The sequence below is a fragment of the Streptosporangium sp. NPDC000396 genome (assembly GCF_042898655.1).
In the GTDB taxonomy this organism is placed as follows: domain Bacteria; phylum Actinomycetota; class Actinomycetes; order Streptosporangiales; family Streptosporangiaceae; genus Streptosporangium.
Window position 1 is genome coordinate 299,058 of the sequence record NZ_JBIAZA010000001.1, and the last position, 17,810, is coordinate 316,867.

Annotated in this window: 19 protein-coding genes and 1 riboswitch; of the genes, 6 read left to right on the forward strand and 13 right to left on the reverse strand. The window is 69.7% G+C overall.

Annotated elements, in window-relative coordinates; translation table 11 throughout:
* Positions 1-21: 21 nt before the first annotated feature.
* On the reverse strand, positions 22-1,062 hold the full coding sequence (locus ACFY2X_RS01310; protein ID WP_389930771.1) for an LLM class F420-dependent oxidoreductase: 1,041 nt from the start codon (positions 1,060-1,062) through the stop codon (positions 22-24).
* Between the two features lie 175 nt (positions 1,063-1,237).
* Between ACFY2X_RS01310 and ACFY2X_RS01315 the strand changes: the two genes are divergently transcribed.
* Positions 1,238-2,125, forward strand: coding sequence for an endonuclease/exonuclease/phosphatase family protein (locus ACFY2X_RS01315; RefSeq protein ID WP_389930772.1), 888 nt, complete (start codon positions 1,238-1,240; stop codon positions 2,123-2,125).
* A gap of 62 nt (positions 2,126-2,187) precedes the next feature.
* On the opposite strand, the gene ACFY2X_RS01320 is transcribed toward ACFY2X_RS01315, so the two are convergent.
* The 12 genes from ACFY2X_RS01320 to ACFY2X_RS01375 form a co-directional block, all read right to left on the reverse strand.
* On the reverse strand, positions 2,188-2,760 hold the full coding sequence (locus tag ACFY2X_RS01320) for an NTP transferase domain-containing protein (protein ID WP_389930774.1): 573 nt from the start codon (positions 2,758-2,760) through the stop codon (positions 2,188-2,190).
* 19 nt (positions 2,761-2,779) lie between these two features.
* Positions 2,780-3,886, reverse strand: a complete 1,107-nt coding sequence (locus ACFY2X_RS01325; RefSeq protein WP_389930776.1) for an XdhC family protein — start codon at positions 3,884-3,886, stop codon at positions 2,780-2,782.
* Positions 3,879-5,006 carry a VWA domain-containing protein gene (locus ACFY2X_RS01330; protein ID WP_389930777.1) on the reverse strand — a complete coding sequence of 376 codons (1,128 nt, stop codon included), beginning with the start codon at positions 5,004-5,006 and terminating at the stop codon, positions 3,879-3,881. Before ACFY2X_RS01330 ends, ACFY2X_RS01325 begins: the two co-directional genes overlap by 8 nt.
* Positions 5,007-5,040: 34 nt before the next feature.
* On the reverse strand, positions 5,041-5,940 hold the full coding sequence (locus ACFY2X_RS01335; protein ID WP_389930779.1) for an AAA family ATPase: 900 nt from the start codon (positions 5,938-5,940) through the stop codon (positions 5,041-5,043).
* Between the two features lie 128 nt (positions 5,941-6,068).
* A complete protein-coding gene (locus ACFY2X_RS01340) occupies positions 6,069-6,527 on the reverse strand; it encodes a PH domain-containing protein (protein ID WP_389930782.1) in 459 nt (152 codons plus the stop codon).
* A 192-nt stretch (positions 6,528-6,719) separates the two neighbouring features.
* Positions 6,720-7,190, reverse strand: a complete 471-nt coding sequence (ribH, locus tag ACFY2X_RS01345; protein WP_389930784.1) for a 6,7-dimethyl-8-ribityllumazine synthase — start codon at positions 7,188-7,190, stop codon at positions 6,720-6,722.
* Positions 7,187-8,401: a bifunctional 3,4-dihydroxy-2-butanone-4-phosphate synthase/GTP cyclohydrolase II gene (locus ACFY2X_RS01350; protein WP_389930786.1), complete on the reverse strand. Its 1,215-nt coding sequence runs from the start codon at positions 8,399-8,401 to the stop codon at positions 7,187-7,189. Before ACFY2X_RS01350 ends, ribH begins: the two co-directional genes overlap by 4 nt.
* Entirely contained in the window at positions 8,398-9,060 is a 663-nt protein-coding gene (locus ACFY2X_RS01355) for a nicotinamide riboside transporter PnuC (protein WP_389930788.1), read from the reverse strand. Before ACFY2X_RS01355 ends, ACFY2X_RS01350 begins: the two co-directional genes overlap by 4 nt.
* The gene (locus ACFY2X_RS01360; RefSeq protein WP_389930790.1) at positions 9,057-9,665 is read right to left on the reverse strand and encodes a riboflavin synthase; all 609 of its coding nucleotides are present in this window, start codon (positions 9,663-9,665) and stop codon (positions 9,057-9,059) included. The genes ACFY2X_RS01355 and ACFY2X_RS01360 overlap by 4 nt, the downstream gene beginning before the upstream one ends.
* Positions 9,666-10,865, reverse strand: a complete 1,200-nt coding sequence (gene ribD / locus ACFY2X_RS01365) for a bifunctional diaminohydroxyphosphoribosylaminopyrimidine deaminase/5-amino-6-(5-phosphoribosylamino)uracil reductase RibD (protein WP_389930792.1) — start codon at positions 10,863-10,865, stop codon at positions 9,666-9,668.
* Positions 10,866-10,968: 103 nt separating this feature from the next.
* Positions 10,969-11,099, reverse strand: a riboswitch (FMN riboswitch).
* 119 nt (positions 11,100-11,218) lie between these two features.
* The gene (locus tag ACFY2X_RS01370) at positions 11,219-12,046 is read right to left on the reverse strand and encodes an oxygenase MpaB family protein (RefSeq protein ID WP_389930793.1); all 828 of its coding nucleotides are present in this window, start codon (positions 12,044-12,046) and stop codon (positions 11,219-11,221) included.
* A gap of 172 nt (positions 12,047-12,218) precedes the next feature.
* On the reverse strand, positions 12,219-13,253 hold the full coding sequence (locus ACFY2X_RS01375) for a winged helix-turn-helix domain-containing protein (RefSeq protein WP_389930795.1): 1,035 nt from the start codon (positions 13,251-13,253) through the stop codon (positions 12,219-12,221).
* A 571-nt stretch (positions 13,254-13,824) separates the two neighbouring features.
* On the opposite strand from ACFY2X_RS01375, the gene ACFY2X_RS01380 reads away from it, so the two are divergent.
* The 5 genes from ACFY2X_RS01380 (at position 13,825) to ACFY2X_RS01400 (ending at position 17,776) form a co-directional block, all read left to right on the forward strand.
* Complete coding sequence (locus tag ACFY2X_RS01380) at positions 13,825-14,328, forward strand: thioredoxin family protein (RefSeq protein ID WP_389930797.1); 504 nt, start codon at positions 13,825-13,827, stop codon at positions 14,326-14,328.
* A 4-nt stretch (positions 14,329-14,332) separates the two neighbouring features.
* A complete protein-coding gene (locus ACFY2X_RS01385) occupies positions 14,333-16,159 on the forward strand; it encodes an ABC transporter ATP-binding protein (RefSeq protein ID WP_389930799.1) in 1,827 nt (608 codons plus the stop codon).
* Complete coding sequence (locus ACFY2X_RS01390) at positions 16,156-16,602, forward strand: S26 family signal peptidase (protein ID WP_389930801.1); 447 nt, start codon at positions 16,156-16,158, stop codon at positions 16,600-16,602. Before ACFY2X_RS01385 ends, ACFY2X_RS01390 begins: the two co-directional genes overlap by 4 nt.
* The gene (locus tag ACFY2X_RS01395) at positions 16,599-17,135 is read left to right on the forward strand and encodes a MauE/DoxX family redox-associated membrane protein (protein ID WP_389930803.1); all 537 of its coding nucleotides are present in this window, start codon (positions 16,599-16,601) and stop codon (positions 17,133-17,135) included. Before ACFY2X_RS01390 ends, ACFY2X_RS01395 begins: the two co-directional genes overlap by 4 nt.
* A gap of 461 nt (positions 17,136-17,596) precedes the next feature.
* Positions 17,597-17,776 (forward strand): hypothetical protein, encoded by a 180-nt coding sequence (locus ACFY2X_RS01400; protein ID WP_389930805.1) that lies wholly within the window; start codon positions 17,597-17,599, stop codon positions 17,774-17,776.
* The last annotated feature ends 34 nt before the right edge of the window (positions 17,777-17,810 follow it).

Genomic DNA, 17,810 nt, shown 5'->3' on the forward strand with positions numbered 1-17,810 from the left:
TCACCCCTCGACCGGAGATCGTCAGGACGCGAGGTCCCTGACCTTCTCGATGAGCCGGATGCGCTCGTCGTGCGTACGGCCCAGCGGGGTGACGTTGACGGTCGTGACGCCCGACTCCCTCATCGCCTGGAGCCGCTCGCGGACGTGGCCCTCGGAGCCGATCAGGGACATCTTCTCCAGGAGCTCCTGCGGGACGAGCGCGGCGGCCTCGTCCTTCTTGCCGTCGAGATAGAGGTTTTGGATCTGCTCGGCCTCCTTCTCGTAGCCGTAGCGGCGGGCGAGGTCGTTGTAGAAGTTCTTGCCCTTGGCGCCCATGCCCCCGATGTAGAGGGCCGCCATCGGACGGCCCAGCTCCATCAGGTACGACACGTCGTCGCCGATGGCCAGCGCCGCCTGGCCGATGACGTCCAGCTCGCCCAGAGCCGGGTCGCGCTTGGCCCTGCCCGCCGCCAGGGAGGCGCCCCAGACGTCGGCGGCCTTCTCCGGCATGTAGAAGATCGGCTCCCAGCCCTCGGCCACCTCCGCGGCGAGCTCCACGTTCTTGGGACCGATGGCGGCGATCACGATGGGGATGCGCTCGCGGACCGGGTGGTTGATGAGCTTCAGGGGCTTGCCCAGGCCGGTGCCCCGGTCGGCGGGGAGCGGGATCGTGTGGTGCTTGCCCTCGTAGGTCAGGCGCTCGCGCCTCCAGACCTGGCGGCAGATCTCGACGACCTCGCGTGTGCGGCCCAGCGGGGCGGTGTACGGCACGCCGTGGAAGCCCTCGATGACCTGCGGGCCCGAGGCGCCCAGGCCGAGGGTGAAGCGGCCGTCGGAGACGTAGTCCATGCCCGCGGCGGTCATGGCCAGCAGGGCGGGAGTCCGGGAGTAGATCGGCAGGATGCCGGAGGCGATCTGCAGGCGCTCGGTCTTGGCCGCGATGTAGCCCATCTGGCTGACCGCGTCGAAGCTGTAGGCCTCGGCGACGAAGACGATGTCGAGACCGGCCTTCTCGTAGTCGGCCAGTTCGGCCACCGTCTCCTTGAAGCCCCCCGAGTAGTTCAGGGCCATACCGATACGCATCCTGGGGTCGTCCTTCCGCACGCGCCTACGAAACCGAATGATGTTCCGTTACTTATGGGTAAAGGCTATCGACTCACCGCCGAAGCACCAAGCCCCGCACCTGCCGCCCGAGGCCGGTAGCGTACGCATTCCGGGACAGGAGAGGCCCTGGGAATCCGAGCGGGCGAGGAGCGGCGTGCTGAGACGAGTGATCATCGTGGTGGCGGGGGCACTGGCTCTGATCCTGGGCGGGCACCGGCTCCTGCCGGAGCTGGGCGGGTTCACACCCGTGCTGGAGAGCCTGCTCCCCTGGCTCGGTGCCGCCATACCGATCCTGCTCGTCGGCGCGCTGTTCACCCGCTCGTGGCGGGTGATCGTCGCGGCTCTGCTCCCGGCCGTCGTGTGGGGGGTCATGTTCGGCCCCGCGCTGCTGAACGCCCCGCCGGGCGGGCCGAGTGACATATCGGTCGCCACGATCAACGTGGGGGTGGCCAACTCCGCCTCGGGGCAGGCCGTGATGGCAGTCGCCAAGGACCGGGACCTGATCGCCGCGCAGGAGCTGACCGGCGGCGGCCCGGCGGCGAAGGCCCTCGACCAGCACTTCCCGTACCACTACCAGGTCTCCACGGTGGGCCTGTGGAGCCGGTTCCCGCTCGTCGGCGCCCGCAAGGTGGACATCGGCCTGGCCTGGACGCGGGCGTTGCGTGCCGTGGTCAAGACCCCCAAGGGGGAGCTGACCGTCTACGTCATGCATCTGGCCTCGGCCCGGCCCGGCCAGACGGCCCAGCGCGACGAGACCCTGAGGCACGCCCGGAAGATCATCGACAGGGACGACAGCGAGAACCTGCTCCTGCTCGGCGACCTCAACACCGCCACCACCGACCGCAAGCGCTCCGGCCTGGTCCCGCCGCTGTCCGACGCCCAGCAGGAGGCCGGCACCGGCTTCGGCTTCACGTGGCCGTCGTCCTTCCCCGTCACGCGTCCCGACCACATCCTCTACCGCGGCCTCACCGCCACCAGCGCCGGTGTCGAGCAGGCCACCGGCAGCGACCACCGCGCCGCAGTCGCCTCGCTGCGCCTCTGAGAGAACTCTGAGAGGCCTCTGAGAGGACCTCGGCGGGCAAGCCCTCATCGGCCGCGAGGACCTCAGCGCGCCCGCAGCGCCGACAGGTCCGCCGGGGTGTCGATGTCAGCGGGGTCGCCGATGTCGTCGCAGGGCACCTCGACAACCAGCTCGGGATGGGCTCGCAGGAACGGCCGGGCGCCGACGTCGCCGGTCGCGAGCGCGGCGACCTCCTCGAAGTGCTCCCTGCCGATCAGCACCGGGTTCCTCCGTTCCCCGTCATAGGTGGCGACGGCGACCGAGGCGCCGTCCCGGGCCGCCCCGATCAGCCGCTCCACCACCTGCGGGCCGATGAGCGGCTGGTCCACCAGGGCGATCACGACACGCTCCACGTCGTCCGGCAGCGCCCGCAGGCCGACGCGGAGCGAGGAGCCCATCCCGGTGCGCCACCGCGGGTTCCGCACGGCCACCGCCCCGCGCACCTGCACGGTCACGGCCCCGAGCACGACGACCACGGGATGGCAGCCGCCGTCGTGGAGAAGCCGGATCCCGCGGTCCACCAGCCGCTCCCCGTGGAAGTCCACCAGCGCCTTCGGCGTGCCGAGCCGCGAGCCCGATCCGGCCGCGAGCAGCAGCCCCGCGCTTGCCGATCTCATCGAGGCGTCCTTCCTGCGATCATCTCTGGGGCCCGTCCCCGTGAATCCGGCCGGAGCCGTCGGTGAGCGGCCGTCCGGAACCGCCCCAGCGGAGCTGGATCAGCTCGGCGGCGATGGAGACCGCGGTCTCCTCGGGGGTCCGCGCGCCAAGGTCCAGCCCGATCGGCGAGCGGAGCCGCTTCAGCTCGGCCTCCCCCAGGCCCGCCTCGCGCAGCCGTGCCAGCCGGTCCTCGTGCGTGCGGCGCGAGCCCATCGCGCCGACGTAGCCCGCCGGGGTGCGCAGGGCCACCTCCAGCAGCGGGACGTCGAACTTGGGGTCGTGGGTGAGCACGCAGATCGCGGTCCGCTCGTCCACGACGGTCGAGGTCAGATAGTCGTGCGGCCATTTGACGATCACCTCGTCGGCCTCCGGGAAACGCTTGGCCGTGGTGAAGACCGGCCGGGCGTCGCACACGACCACGTGGTAGCCGAGGAACTTGCCGATCCTGGCCACCGCGGCGGCGAAGTCGATCGCGCCGAAGACCAGCATCCGTGGCGGCGGGGCGAAGGAATGAACGAAGACCGACAGCTCGTCGAGCCGCCGCTCGCCGTGCGCGCCGTACCGCCTGACGCCGGTGAGTCCCTGCGCGAGCATGCCCCGCGCGTCGTCGTCCACCGCGTCGTCCAGCCGGGCCACACCCAGCGAGCCAGAGGAACGATCCGGCCAGACCACCCTCCGGGCGCCGATCGCGCCGGGGCCGGACAGCACGGTCGCCACCGCCACGGGCTCCCGCCTGTCCACCGACTCGGCGATCGCCCCCAGCTCGGGAAACGTCTCGCGCGACACCGGCTCGACGAACACGTCCAGGATGCCACCGCAGGTGAGGCCGACCGAGAAGGCGTCGTCGTCGCTCACGCCGTACCGCTGCAGGACCGGCGTGCCGGAGGCGGCCACCTCGCGGGCCAGTTCGTAGACGGCGCCCTCGACACAGCCGCCCGAAACGCTGCCCTCCGCCTCCTCGTCGAGCACGGCCATGGACGCGCCGGGCGGGCGCGGCGCGCTGCGGAAGGTGTTCACCACCGTGGCCAGGCCGAACGTCCGCCCGGACTCCCACCACCGCACGATCTGTGACAGCACGTCACGCATGTGCCCCTCCCAGCAATCCGGCAAGATTCTCGAAGGCGGCCAGGCTGTGCCCGGCCACGAAGTCGTCGATGTACGGCCAGGCCGCGCGCATCCCGCCGGTGAGCGGCTGATAGCCCTCCTGCCCCTTGTGCGGGTTCATCCAGACCACGCGGTTCGCCATCCGGGACAGCCGGGCCATCTGCGCGCCCAGCAGGGAGACGTCGCCGCGCTCCCACCCGTCGGAGGCGATCACCACCACCGCGCCCCGGGCGTCGTTGAACGCGAGGAACCTCCTGAGCTCTTCGCCCAGCCGGGTGCCGCCCTTCCAGTCGGGGATGGCCCGGGAGACGGCGTCCATCGCGGTGGCCGGGTCACGGTGGCGCAGTTCGGCGGTGAGCCGGGTGAGCCTGGTGCCCACGCTGAACACCTCGGTGGCCCGGGGCTCGGACCTGACCAGCGCGTGGGCGAGGCGGAGCAGGGTGTCGGCGTAGGCAGCCATGGAACCGCTGACGTCCACCAGCAGCACGACCCTGCGAGGCCTGGTCCGATGCAGGCGGTAACGGAGGCGGGCGGTCTCCCCGCCGCGCCGCAGGGTCTCCCGGATCGTCGCCCTGCTGTCCAGCCGTCCCCGGTGCGACGGCTGGAACCGCCGCGACCTGCGCTGCTCGCGCCCCGCCCGGAGCAGGGAGAGCAACCGGTGCACTTCGGCCAGCTCGGCCCGGGTCATCGTGGCCACGTCCCGGTTGCGCAGCACCTCCACCGCGCTCGCCCCGGCCGGTCGCACCGGGCCGTCGTCGCCGTCACCGGGTGCGCCGGAGGCGGTGGCGACATGCCGGGTGACGGTGACCACTGCGGGCTGCGCGCGGCCCGCGCGCAGCCCGCCGAAGTAGGCCTGGAAGACCCGGTCGTAGCGCGGCAGGTCGTCGGCCGAGGCGCACAGGGTGAACCGGCCGGCCCAGTAGACGTCCCGCGGCCTGGCCGCGTCCAGGTGAGACAGCGCGAGCAGCAGGCCCCGGGTCCTCTCGTGGTCGGCGGGGACCCCGGCGGCGCGCAGCGTCCTGGCGAACCCCGTCATGACGGCGACCAGGTCCTGTGCCGTCCCCGCACCGGGGGAACCGGACAGCCCCTCGGGCGCCGTCACGCCGGGCGGATCCTCCGGAGGCCGGTCGTGACCGTCAGTCGCGGAGGCCACCGAAGAACCCGTTCCCGAGTACGGCCTCGTGGTCCTCGCGGTGCTTGAGCAGGGCGCCCAGCGTGGCCGCGGCCAGGTCGGGGTCGAGCTCGCGCGCTCCGAGGGCCAGCAGGGCCTCGGCCCAGTCGATGCTCTCGGCGATCCCGGGCGGCTTGACCAGGCCGGCCTGGCGGAGCCGTCCGGTCGCCTTGGCCACCTGCTCGGCGAGCGTCTCGGAGCAGGCGGGCAGCCGCCGCAGCAGGATCGCGACCTCCCGCTCGAAGGAGGGGTGCTCCAGCCAGTGGTAGAGGCAGCGCCGCTTCAGCGCGTCGTGCACCTCGCGGGTGCGGTTGGAGGTCAGCACGACCACCGGAGGCTCCTCGGCTCGGATCGTGCCGAGTTCCGGAATGGAGATCGCGAAATCCGAGAGCACCTCCAGCAGGATCGCCTCGAACTCCACGTCGGCCCGGTCGATCTCGTCGACGAGCAGCACGCTGGGCTGGGTCTCCAGCGCCTTCAGCAGCGGCCGGGCGATCAGGAAGCGCCGGTCGTAGACCTCGCCCTCCAGCCGCGCCGGATCGGTGACCCCACCGGCCTCGGCCGCCTTGAGGTGCAGGAGCTGGCGGGCGAAGTCCCAGTCGTAGAGCACCTGGGGGCCGTCGAGTCCCTCGTAGCACTGCAGCCGGATCAGAGGAGCCTCCAGCACGGCCGCCAGCGTCCTGGCCAGCTCGGTCTTGCCGACCCCGGCCTCACCTTCGAGGAACAGCGGGCGGCCCATTCTCAGGGCGAGGAACGCCGCCGTGACCAGCCCTTCGTCGGCGAGATAGGCATGCCGGTCGAGCAGCTCCGCCAGCTGCCCCGGCGATTCCACATCCGATGCCTTGGTTGTCCGCCTCAACACCATCTCAGGCTACGCCCGGACGGCCGATCAGGGATTCGGTCAACAGTGACATGGGATCGGGCGTCGGCTGGCAACGACCACCCTGTTCACCATCGGTCACCGCCGGTCACCGCCGTCCCGGGACGGCACCGCTAGCGGGTCTCCTCGGCCTCGCCGCGCTCCCGGATGAGCGCGGAGAGCTCAAGGACCTGCCGGACGGTCCGTTCCTTCTCCGACCCCTGCAGTCCCACGGCTCCGATGGTGGCGCCGTCCGTGAAGTCGATCTTCGCCCAGGGCTCGTGCGGGGTCAGCGTGACCCCGAGCACCTCGGGCCACTCGTAACGGTGCACCCGCAGCGGGTTGACCACGGTGATCCCCTGCTCGTCCGCCTCCACCCGGCAGCGCCCCAGCAGGTGCAGCACCCCGGCGATCGCCCCGCCGAGCGCGACCATCGCGACCCGGTCGGCCAGGCCGAACGGGGGCGGCAGCAGGAACGCCATCAGCAGTGCCCCCAGCACGACCACCCCGGCGAAGCCGTACGGCACGATCCGCCCCTTCTTCGGCCGCCACACGACGGGCAGCTTGGGCGCGGGCACGCTCTCGGGGCTCACTGGAGATCACGATCCTTCGGGAAAACCGCCGGTCACAACGATTGCGACTGCCGACCACAACGCCCACGCAATCTACCCCACCACCGGGTCGGTCCCGATTCCACACAAGAGTCGCAAACTCCCCCTCGATCCGTCGCGGCACGCGATGGTCGTCGCGCGCCGCGACCGGAAGGATCGAAGCCCCGCGCTCCCCTAACCCTGGAGGTCCCGCAGCAGCAGAGCGGTCTCCAGGGCTGCGACGGTGGCCTCGTAGCCCTTGTCCTCGTGACTGCCGGGCAGCCCCGACCTGTCGAGGGCCTGGTCGAGGGAGTCGCAGGTCAGCACGCCGTTGCCGACCGGAGTCCGCTCGTCGAGGGAGACCCTGGTCAGACCCGAGGTCACCGAGTCGCAGACGTAGTCGAAGTGGGCGGTCTCCCCGCGGATCACGGCTCCCAGGGCGACGACCGCGTCGCACCGCCTGGCCAGGGCCTGGGCCACGACCGGGATCTCCAGGGACCCGGCCACGCGGACCACGGTCGCGGTGGCGCCGCTGTCCTGGCTGGCCTGTACGGCCCGGGCCACGAGCTGGTCGGTGATCTTCTCGTGCCAGCGGGCGGCCACGATGCCGACGGTCAGTCCTCCGGCCTCGACGGCCTCGGCCGTTGGGCGTCCGTCACCGCTCATGTGTTCTCCTCCTCGATGGCGTGACCCAGGCGGTCACGCTTGGCCGTCAGGTATTTCTCGTTGTGGGGGTTGATCGCCACCGGCATCGGCTCGCGGCCGAGCACCTTGATGCCGTATCCGTCCATACCCCGCAGCTTGGCCGGGTTGTTGGTCAGCAACCGGACCGACTTGACGCCGAGGTCGGCGAGGATCTGCCCGGCGTTGGAGAACTCCCGGGCGTCCACCGGCAGCCCGAGCTCCAGGTTGGCGTCCACGGTGTCGCTGCCGTTGTCCTGCAGGCTGTAGGCCTTGAGCTTGGCCATCAGCCCGATTCCGCGTCCCTCGTGCCCGCGCAGGTAGACGACCACGCCCCGGCCCTCAGCGGCGATCTCCGCCATCGCGTGCTCCAGCTGCACCCCGCAGTCGCACCGCAGCGACCCGAGCACGTCCCCGGTCAGGCACTCGGAGTGCGCCCGGACCAGGATGTTCTCCCCGTCTTCCAGGTCACCGTAGACCAGGGCCAGGTGCTCGCCCCCGTCCAGCGCGCTCACGTAGCCGTAGGCACGCCACATGCCGTGCTTGTTCGGCAGGCGCGTCTCGGCGGCCCGGGTCACCATCTGCTCGGTCCGCCGCCGGAACTCCACGAGCTGCTCGATCGAGACCAGCGCCAGGTCGTGCTCGTCGCAGAACTCGCGCAGCTCCGGCAGCCGCTTCATGCTCCCGTCGTCGTTGACGACCTCGGCGAGCGCCCCCGCCGGGCTCAGCCCGGCGAGCCTGGCCAGGTCCACGGCAGCCTCGGTGTGGCCGCGCCGGACCAGCACGCCGCCGTCGCGGTAGCGGAGCGGGAACACGTGGCCGGGCCGTACCAGCTCGAACGGCTCGGTCGCCGAGTCGCACAGGGTGCGGATGGTCTTGGCCCGGTCCGAGGCCGAGATGCCGGTGGTCACGCCGTCGCGGGCGTCCACACTGATCGTGTAGGCGGTGCGGAGGCGTTCCTTGTTGTCGTTCACCATCAGCGGCAGGCCGAGCCTGTCGAGGTCCTCACCGCGCATCGACACGCAGATCACGCCGCTGGTGTGCCGGATGGTGAAGGCGAGCAGCTGCGCCGTGGCCTTGGAGGCGGCGAAGATGATGTCACCTTCGTTCTCGCGGTTCTCGTCGTCCACGACCACCACGGGCTTGCCCTCGCGAATGTCAGCGATCGCCCGCTCGATCGGATCCAGCTTGATCACACCGCCTCCTTGGGGACGAGCACGGCCCGGGAGCGGTACTCCCTGAGCCAGTTGAAGAATCCGACCAGGACGAGCAGGAAGAACACCCCGTACACCGCCCCGGAGACGACGAGCCCCGAGCTGAAGGCCAGCGGCACGCCGACCAGGTCCACCGCCACCCAGATCAGCCAGAAGTCGACCAGCGCCCGGCCCTGGGCCCAGGTGGCGACCGCGCTGCCGACGAAGATGTAGGCGTCGGCGGCGACCAGCAGGTAGCCCTTGGGCGGCGGGACGAGCGCGCCCCAGGAGAGCTTGGTGACGAAGAAGAGGACGCCGACCGCGATCGTGCCCACGACCATGACTCCGACCAGCGTGAGCCGTTCGCGGCTCGTCGCGGGGCGCACGGCCAGCTCCTGGCCGTTCTGGGTGCCGCGCGACCACTTCCACCAGCCGTAGACGGCCAGCCCGGCGAACATGACCTGCTTGAGCGCGTTGCCGGTGATGTGCGCCCCGATGGAGGCGACGAACAGCAGCACGGAGCCGGTGAGCTGCACCGGCCAGGTCCAGACCGACTTGCGGATCGCCAGCAGCACGGTGGCCAGGGCCGCCACGTTTCCGATCAGGTCGGTCCACAGAACCTTGGTGCCGAAGACCTCGAATCCCACCTGAGCCCAGTTCACGACCCGGCCCCCGGAACGTAGGCGCCGACGAGCTTCTCGACGTGCTTGGCGATCACGTCGACCTCGAGGTTCACCGGGTCGCCCGGCTGCTTCGCGCCGAGGGTGGTGAGCCGCAGGGTGGTCGGGATCAGGCTGACGGCGAACCCCTCGCCGTCCACACCGGCCACGGTCAGGCTGACGCCGTCCACCGCGATCGAGCCCTTCTCGACCACGTAGCGGTTCAGCTCGGCCGGGAGCGAGATCCTGACGATCTCCCAGTGCTCGTCGGGCTCCCGCGAAAGCAGCACGCCGGTCCCGTCCACGTGACCCTGGACGATGTGGCCGCCCAGTCGCTGGTCGGCGCGGACCGCACGCTCAAGGTTGACCGGGGAGCCGGGCCTCAGCGCCCCGAGGCAACTGCGGTCCAAGGTCTCCTTCATCACGTCGGCGGTGAAAACCTCGTCGTTCACATCCACAACGGTCAGGCAGACGCCGTTGACGGCGATCGAGTCGCCGTGCCTGGCGTCGGCGGTGACGACCTTGCCGCGGATCGACATCCGGGCCGCCTCATGCAATGGCTCGATCTCCGCGATCTCGCCCAGTTCCTCAACGATTCCGGTAAACACTCACAGCTCCTTCACAGGTATCGGCCGGGCGGTCAGTCGCAGGTCCGGGCCGGTGGGGGTGACATCCTCGAATTCCAGGCGGTGGGTCTCGGCGATCGTGGTGACGCCCGCCGGGCCGAGCGCGGCGGCTCCCCCGCCCAGCAGCGCCGGGGCGAGGTAGCCGACGACCCGGTCGATCAGGCCCTCGTTCAGGAACGAGCCCGCGAGGGTCGGGCCGCCTTCCAGCAGCACGCTGACGATCTGGCGGCGGTGCAACTCGGCCAGGAGCGCGGCCAGGTCGACGCCGTACGGCTTCCGCCGCGGCAGCCGTACCACCTCGGTCCTGCCGGCGAGCGCACCGGCGTCGGCGTCGGCGGCGACCGCCACCAGCGTCGGCGCCTGGTCGTCCAGGACCCGGGCGGTGAGCGGGGTGCGGGCGTCGCTGTCCACGATCACGCGGAGCGGGGGCCTCACGGCGGGGGCCGCGGAAGGCGGGTGACCGCCGGCGGAGTCACGGACGGCGAGACGGGGACCGTCGGCAGGGTCGCGGACGGCGAGACGGGGATCGTCTCCGGCCGGCGAGGCGTCCGCGGGGGGACGGCGGACGGTGAGGCGGGGGTCGTCGGCGAGGACGGTGCCGATGCCCGCGACGATCGCGTCGACCTCGCCGCGCAGGCGGTGCACGTCGGCGCGGGACTCGGGTGAGGTGATCCACTGGCTGGTGCCGTCCGCGGCGGCCGAGCGGCCGTCCAGCGTCGCGGCGTACTTCCAGGTGACGTGCGGCCGGCCGAGCCGGACGAAGGTCAGCCACTCGGCGTTGCCCCGCTCGGCCTCCTCGGCGAGCACGCCGGTCTCGACGGCGACGCCGTGCCGCCTGAGCCGGTCGGCGCCTCCGGCCGCCGTGGGGTTGGGGTCGCTCACCGCGACGACGACGCGGGCGATCCCGGCCTCCAGCAGGGCGTCCGTGCAGGGGCCGGTGCGGCCGGTGTGGGCGCAGGGTTCGAGGGTCACGTACGCGGTGCCGCCCCTGGCCCGTTCTCCGGCGGCGCGTAGTGCGACCACCTCGGCGTGCGGGCCGCCGGCGTAGGCGTGGAAGCCCTCTCCCGCGACCTGGCCGGAGGCGTCGAGAACGACGCAGCCGACGACGGGGTTGGGGCTGGTGGTGCCGCGCCCGTGCGCGGCGAGCTCGATCGCCCGGCGCATGTGCACCCGATCCGTCACCCAGGGCCTCCTACTCGCCAGTAGCTTCTTGCCACGGCGGGCCCCGGGGGATCACAGGTGCGTGCACCCTCTTCAGCAGAGGGTGCCCGAAGACACTCTCCGCTCGCGCGCTTCCTCCCATCCGGACTTTAACCGTCGGTCCCGGAATTTCACCGGGTCAACCGGTCGATGGATTCGACCGGGTCGCGGACTGTAACCGCCGGTTCGGACTTTCACCGACCCCGGAGCACGCTGCTTTCACTTGGTGGGTCGCTCACCGCATCCGGCTCGCTCCCCATACATCAGTGTGCCATGCAAGACAAACCGAACGGAACACCCCTTCAGCATATGAACCAAGCGAGCGCTTGGTCAAGTCACGCGGCCCGCCCGACTGTCAGCTCAGCCGTCACCTTTCGCGCCCTGCGCGCGTCGGGGCCGTACCGGACCGGTGCGGGGACCAGGCTGATCCCGGCCTGCAGGGTTCTCAGCGTGGTCGTCGCCCACAGGTCCCCGAGTGGCGTCGCGGGCAGGCCGTACAGCCTCCGCGCCCAGCGCGGCAGGGTGGCGAAGGCCAGCACGGTGAGCATGGGAAGCACCGGTTTGAGCGGGATGAGGTACGGCGGCAGCGGCGCGTTGAGGGACTGGCGGAGCGGGTGGGGCACCTCGGGGGCGAGATAGAGGCCGGGACGGCAGCTCTCGATGTAGTCGCGCATCTCGCCGACCGAGCCGGGCACGTCGTCCGGGCACAGGCCGACGACCTCGGCGGCGCGCCGCCACTCGGCCACGAACCGGTCGGCGTCCTCCTCCGTCAGGCCCACCCCGGCCCGCCGGGCGACCGAAAGATAGGAATCGACCTCCCCGACGTGGACCCAGCGCAACGCGTCGGGATCGTCGAGGCGGAACCGCTCCCCGGTGTCGGGGTCGAACGCGGTGAGCCGCGAGTGGATCTTCCTGACCCGGGCGCCGGCGCGGGCGACCTCGGCACTCGTGCCGTAGGTGCGCACGCGGACGAACTCGGTGGTGCGCGTGAAACGCGACCACGCCTCGGACGGGTCCATCAACGCGGAGTTCTGCGCGACCCCCCGCATCGCCCGGGGATGCAGCCCCTGCATGAGCAACGCCCGGAAGCCCCCCACCAACAGGATCGGCTCCCCCATCACCCGCCAGGTCACCGAGCCCGGCCCGAACAGTCCGTGGTCCACGGGCCACCTCCCTTGTAAGTGACTGGTTACCCCATTAGCCCGGAACGACACGTATCAGGACCATGACATCACCGGAACGGCTCCGTGTCGCCACCGACGGTGCGCATCATCAGCGCGGGAATCGCCACGGCGCCGGACGGCCCAGCCGGCGGCGAGGAGGAGATCGGACGCGTCAACTCTGCGGCATGCCGTTCGGGCTGTTCAGTAAGGCGATGCCGAGGGGGGTGGTGCTGTGGAGCGCGGTGTTGCGGTACCGGGTGGTGAGAACGAGCCCGGCCTGCCGCAGAACCGCGGCGTGCTGGCTGGCGCCCGGCGACGTGGTGCCGGCCAACCTGGCGAGCTCTCTGGTCGTGCAGCCGGGATGTTCGGCGATGGCGTTCAACACGGCCGCGCGGGTGGTGCCCAGCAGCGCGGCCAGGGCCGCCATCGAGTCCGGCACCTGCTCGGGCACCAGGGCGGTCAATCGGTCGAGCGGCCGGGTCTGGCCGACCGGGTAGGTGACGGTGGGCTGCGGCCGGCAGGTGGCATCGGCATCGGACGGGCAGGGCATGGTGACCACGGACCGGGTGGCGAAGAGGGACGGCGTCAGCAGGATGCCCTGCCCCTCCAGGTACAGATCGCGGTCGAGATCGGTGACCGTCTGCACCTCCAGCACCGGCGGGTCCCAGCGCATCCACCGGGGGTTGGCCAACGTGAGCAGACGCTCGACCCCACCGGCGAGCAGGTGCCGCGTCCGAACGGCGCGATCGGCGGTGAAACAGGTGGCCAGCCGCTGCCAGTACGGGCTCAGCAGCTGGGCGTACAGGCACTCGAGCCCGTCGTAGAGGTGCCCGCGCAGCTGCGCGTCGTCGCCCAGGTGGCCGGCCCAGGCGGGCAGGGCCTGCTGGTGCGCGATGTAGGCCAGTTGCGCGCTCACTGTTGTGGATGGTGTCGCCCTGACCCGCTCAAACAGCTCCTGTGGCGTACCGGCCCGCGCGGGGCTGAGGAAGGTCGGTGCCCAGCCGGTCGTGGGGATCAGAGACAGCACCATGCGCGCGTGCTGGGGCAGCCGGGGCAGAACCCGTTGCCGCCAGCCGTCCAGCCATGCCGATTGGCCGCCGCTCTGCACCGTTCGTATCGCCAGTTGCAGTTCTGACAATGGCATCGGCGCCTCGGCCACCCGGGTACGGGCGAGGTCCTGGCTGGTGAAGTGAATGCGGTAAACCATGCTCTCCCCCGTAACTTGTCGCCCTGGGGAATTCTCCCCGAATGTCGTTGTTCAAGCCAGCCTGAATCAGCTGGAGAGGAGAGGCGCCAGTCGTAGACCCTGGGTCCCAGGTCGAAGCACACCCTGCGGAAACCGCCTTGCCGCCCGCTTCAGGCAGGCCGGCTCGACAAAGCCGTTTTCGTTCTTCACGCCCGCAGAGCGGAGCGAAACCGGCATCTGAAGAAAGGAAACCGTCAGAATGGTTCGCGCAGTTCAGAAAATGAGCGACAAACTTCTTTCCCTCTTCCTCCCCAGCTCGACCGCAGAAGCGGGATGCCCGCACATCTGTGAATGCGTTTCGGGTTGCGGAGCCGACGGTTGCATGCCCTGCCTCTACCGCTGCTGCCTGGTGCAGGACGGTGCCGGCGGTACGTGCCACTGGACCTGCTAGGAGACGCTTCGTGAACGGACTCCGCCCGCCCTAGGCGACCGGTCCGTCGACGCTCCATCGGTTCTGAGGGGCCTCGCATGCCTCCAGAACCGGTGGAGCCCCTTTCCTCCGATCCACCGTCCTGTGCATGGAGACCTCGAAATGCCTTACCTGGCAGCGGCAACGGCTCTTCTCGGCGTGCTCTGCGTCTTCAATCTCGTCCTTCTCCTCGGAGTGATCCGGCGCGTCCGGCAGCAGTCCGTCCCTTCCCGGCCGATTCCAGGGCCCGGCGTAGGGGACAAGATAGATCAGTTCTCGGCACTGACCACCAAGGACGAGAAGGTGACGGAGAACACCATTCAGGACGGCACCGTCGTCGCATTCTTCGCACCAGGCTGCGGGCCGTGCAAGGAGATCATGCCGCGCTTCATCGAGTACGCGAGGGATCCCGGCGTCTCCACCCTCACGGTGATGCTGGCGGCGGACAAGCACTCGATCGACAATCTCCCGCAACTCGAGTCGGTGACCGACGTGGTCGTCGAATCCGTCCTGGGACCGACCGCGACGGCCTTCAAGGTGAAGAGCACGCCCACATTCGTGACCGTCGCGGGCGGAAAGGTCGAGCGACTCGGCCTCCCCGAAATCAACGAGAACGTCCCCGCGTGATCCCATGGGGAAAAAGACTCGATACCGGCAGCGCGCCCTGGGATCTTTCCGTAACCTTCTGCCGGCCGCCCTGCTGGCGTGGCGCTCGGCATCGGGCTGGGCCACGGCGATCGTCGGCATCGCCATGGTCTCGGCACTCATACCGATCTCCACGGCCTGGCTGACCAAGTTCCTCCTCGATCACCTGAGTCGCAAAGCCGACCCGGCAACGGTGATCCTGCTCGCGGCGACGCTCGCGCTGCTGGGATTGCTGACGGCCGCATGCTCCGCCACCCGGCGTTACTGCGACGCGGAACTCGCCAGAAGAACAAGCCTCTTCGCCCAGGACACCATCTATCGCGCCGTCAACAAGATATCGGGGCTGTCGAAATTCGAAGACCCGACATTCATCGATCGGCTCCGCATCGCCGCGCAGACCGGCGGGACCACGCCGAGCCAGGTGTTCCAAGCCATGCTCGGACTGGCGGCCGGTGTTCTCACCATCGGCGGCTTCCTCGTCTCCCTGCTCGTCATCAATCCCGTCATGGCCATGGCCATGGTGCTGGGAGCCGTCCCGACGCTGGCAGCGGAAATAGCGCTGTCCAAGCGCCGCGCCCTCACGATCTGGCGGATGAGTCCCAGCGAGAGACGGGAGATGGCCTACAGCCAGCTGATCTCCAGCGCGACCGCCGCCAAGGAGGTGCGGCTGTTCGGCCTGGGAGATTTCTTCCACACGCGAATGCTTGACGAGCGCCGGGCGATCGACGACGAGAAACGCCGGATCGATCGCAGGACGCTGAAAGTCCAGTTCGGTCCGGGCGTCCTCTCGGCCCTGGTGTCCGGAGGCGGGCTGGTATGGGCGGCGATGCAGGCGCTCAACGGCCGCCTGACGGTCGGAGACGTCGCCATGTTCGTCGCCGCCGTCGCCGGCGCGCAGGGAGGCCTCACCGTCCTGGTGTCGCTGATCGCGTCCACGTCCCAGCAGCTCTCGCTCTTCGCGCACTACCAGGAGATCGTCGCCATTCCGGCGGCCCCTCCGGCCGGTGTACGGAGCCTGCCGACCACGCTGGGGCGGATCGAGCTCAAAAACGTGTGGTTCCGATATGGGCCGGATCACCCATGGGTTCTCCGCGGTGTCAACCTGACCATCCCGCTCGGCAAAAGCGTGGGGCTCGTCGGTGCGAACGGATCGGGGAAGAGCACGCTCGTCAAGCTGCTCTGCAGGTTCTACGATCCGACCGAAGGAAGCATCCTCTGGGACGGCGTGGACCTCCGGGACATCGATCCCGGCCTGCTGCGGTCACGGATCAGCGCGGTCTTCCAGGACTTCATGCAATACGACCTTTCTGCCGCCGAGAACATCGGCCTGGGAGACCTCGCCAAACTCGAAGACCGTGAGGCGATAGAGGAGTCCGCCGAGCGGGCGGGCATCCATCAGGCGCTGAGCGCCCTCCCCCAGGGATACGACACCCTGATCACGCGTTTCTTCCTGGCGGCCGACGACACCGAGGGCGTGATGCTCTCGGGCGGGCAGGCGCAACGGGTCGCGATCGCGCGGGGGCTGCTCCGGGACGACAGGGACCTGCTCATTCTGGACGAGCCGAGTTCGGGCCTGGACGCGGAGGCCGAACACGAGATCCACTCCAGCCTGCGAAACCTCCGCCGGGGACGGACGAGCGTCCTGATCTCCCACCGGCTGAGCGCCGTCCGCGACGCGGACATCCTCGTGGTGCTCGACGACGGCGTCATAGCCGAGCGGGGAGACCATGCCGAGCTGATGGGCTCGGGCGGAATCTACGCGCGGCTTTTCAACCTTCAGGCCTCCGGCTATCAGGAGACGGCCGCCCGATGATCATCCTGTTGGCCGCCGGGCTGGCGGCGCTCTCCCTGGCCCTGTGCACCGTGTATCTGCAACGGCGCATGGTCATCGCCGAGGTCTCCGGAACGAGCATGTTGCCCACCTACCGTGCCGGTGAGCGCTTACTCGCGCATCGGCGCAAGCCGCAGGAGCCTCTCCAGGTGGGCCAGGTCGTGCTCCTTCGGCATCCACGCCCGCAAGGGAGGATGAGCTGGCTGGTCAAGCGTGTCGTCGCCGTCGAGGGCGATGTCGTGCCCGACGGGATGCGGTGCGATGTCAGGCCTACAAGGCAGGTCATACTCCCGGGCGAGGTGGTGCCCGAGGGATACGCGCTCATTCTGGGTGACAACCCGGCGCACAGCATGGATTCACGGCAGCTCGGGTTCATTCCGGTGGAGAGCATGGCGGCGGTGGTGATCAGGCGGCTGGGATCATGACCGGTTATCTGTCCGCGTGCTTCGTGACGTTGCTGGTCGGCGTGTTCGGCATGTCGCTGGTGGGAAAGCTCCGCGGCTTCTCGGGGTTCGCTCGCACATTGGAACCGCTGTTCCATGTCTCCGGGCGACGTGCCCGGCTGCTGACCGTCGCCCTCCTGCTGAGCGAAGGGGGGACCGTGGCCCTCCTGACCGTCGGGTGGATCGCCTCACGGGGCCTGGCCACCGCCGGCTTCCTGATGGCGCTGGGCCTCCTCATCGTTTTCGAGCTGGTGATCCTCATCGAAATCGGCCGGGGGCGGCGGATGCGCTGTCTCTGCTTCGGCCGCGAGGAGGCCCCGTTCGGCCTGCGGCATGTTGCAAGGAATGCGATTCTCGGCGTCGCCTGCGGCGTGGGAATCGTCGGGCTGGAGGTGGCTCCCGATCTACATCCGGCCGGGATGGTCATATCGGTGCTCTGCGGCGTCGTCCTTACTTTGATCGTGGTGGCGATGGACGATCTGATCGCGCTCGTCCGCGAACCGAGCGACGCCTGATCCGCATATCCGAAGAAAACCTCCGGAAAAACATCCCCTTGACCGGGGACCTCATTTCCCTGGAGGAAGAATTCGCCCGCCTCGTCCCCGAAAAGGAGGGAACAAAAATTCATCGCGCATCAGCGACACTCTTTCAGCACTGGAGAAGGTGTGGCCCGCCAGAGTTCGGCGGGCGCCCGCTCTCCTCCGCTTTCCGGCCGCCCGCACGTGGTCACAGGCCGACTCGGCCGTCCCAGAGCGACGATCGCTCTCATGGCCGCGAAGGGAGATCCGTCGACGTCATGGCCGATCGCTCCAGTTCGTTCTTCGCCGGGATCGGCCACGAAAAGCGAGAAAACATTCGACCACCCCGCGGAAATGAATCGATAAATTCTCGGACCGAAATCAACCCTCAACCCCTTGACGCGAATACACATTCCCGGGAAGCCTTTCGAGGGCAAGGAACAAGAAAAGGAGAAACAATGGATCTCGCGACCGATCGCTCAGCCGAGCTCTATCGAATCCTCACGGAAATGTCCGCGGCGGAGAGCCCGGAGATGGCCTCATACGACGCGTTCCCCTACGACGTCCTCAACGGAGGGGTGAGCCGCATGACGTACAACATCATGTGGGGCACGGGCCATCCAGCCGTGGAGCACTGACCCAGGCCGGGTGGGACGGCGCGGAGTTCGACCG

Excerpts from the sequence above, each read along its gene's own strand:
- ACFY2X_RS01320 (WP_389930774.1), bottom strand. The coding sequence starts at position 2,760 with ATGAGATCGGCAAGCGCGGGGCTGCTGCTCGCGGCCGGATCGGGCTCG.
- ACFY2X_RS01310 (WP_389930771.1), bottom strand. The coding sequence starts at position 1,062 with ATGCGTATCGGTATGGCCCTGAACTACTCGGGGGGCTTCAAGGAGACG.
- ribH (WP_389930784.1), bottom strand. The coding sequence starts at position 7,190 with ATGAGCGGTGACGGACGCCCAACGGCCGAGGCCGTCGAGGCCGGAGGA.
- ACFY2X_RS01390 (WP_389930801.1), top strand. The coding sequence starts at position 16,156 with ATGATCATCCTGTTGGCCGCCGGGCTGGCGGCGCTCTCCCTGGCCCTG.
- ACFY2X_RS01395 (WP_389930803.1), top strand. The coding sequence starts at position 16,599 with ATGACCGGTTATCTGTCCGCGTGCTTCGTGACGTTGCTGGTCGGCGTG.
- ACFY2X_RS01375 (WP_389930795.1), bottom strand. The coding sequence starts at position 13,253 with ATGGTTTACCGCATTCACTTCACCAGCCAGGACCTCGCCCGTACCCGG.
- ACFY2X_RS01400 (WP_389930805.1), top strand. The coding sequence starts at position 17,597 with ATGGATCTCGCGACCGATCGCTCAGCCGAGCTCTATCGAATCCTCACG.
- ACFY2X_RS01325 (WP_389930776.1), bottom strand. The coding sequence starts at position 3,886 with ATGCGTGACGTGCTGTCACAGATCGTGCGGTGGTGGGAGTCCGGGCGG.
- ACFY2X_RS01380 (WP_389930797.1), top strand. The coding sequence starts at position 13,825 with ATGCCTTACCTGGCAGCGGCAACGGCTCTTCTCGGCGTGCTCTGCGTC.
- ACFY2X_RS01385 (WP_389930799.1), top strand. The coding sequence starts at position 14,333 with ATGGGGAAAAAGACTCGATACCGGCAGCGCGCCCTGGGATCTTTCCGT.
- ACFY2X_RS01335 (WP_389930779.1), bottom strand. The coding sequence starts at position 5,940 with ATGGTGTTGAGGCGGACAACCAAGGCATCGGATGTGGAATCGCCGGGG.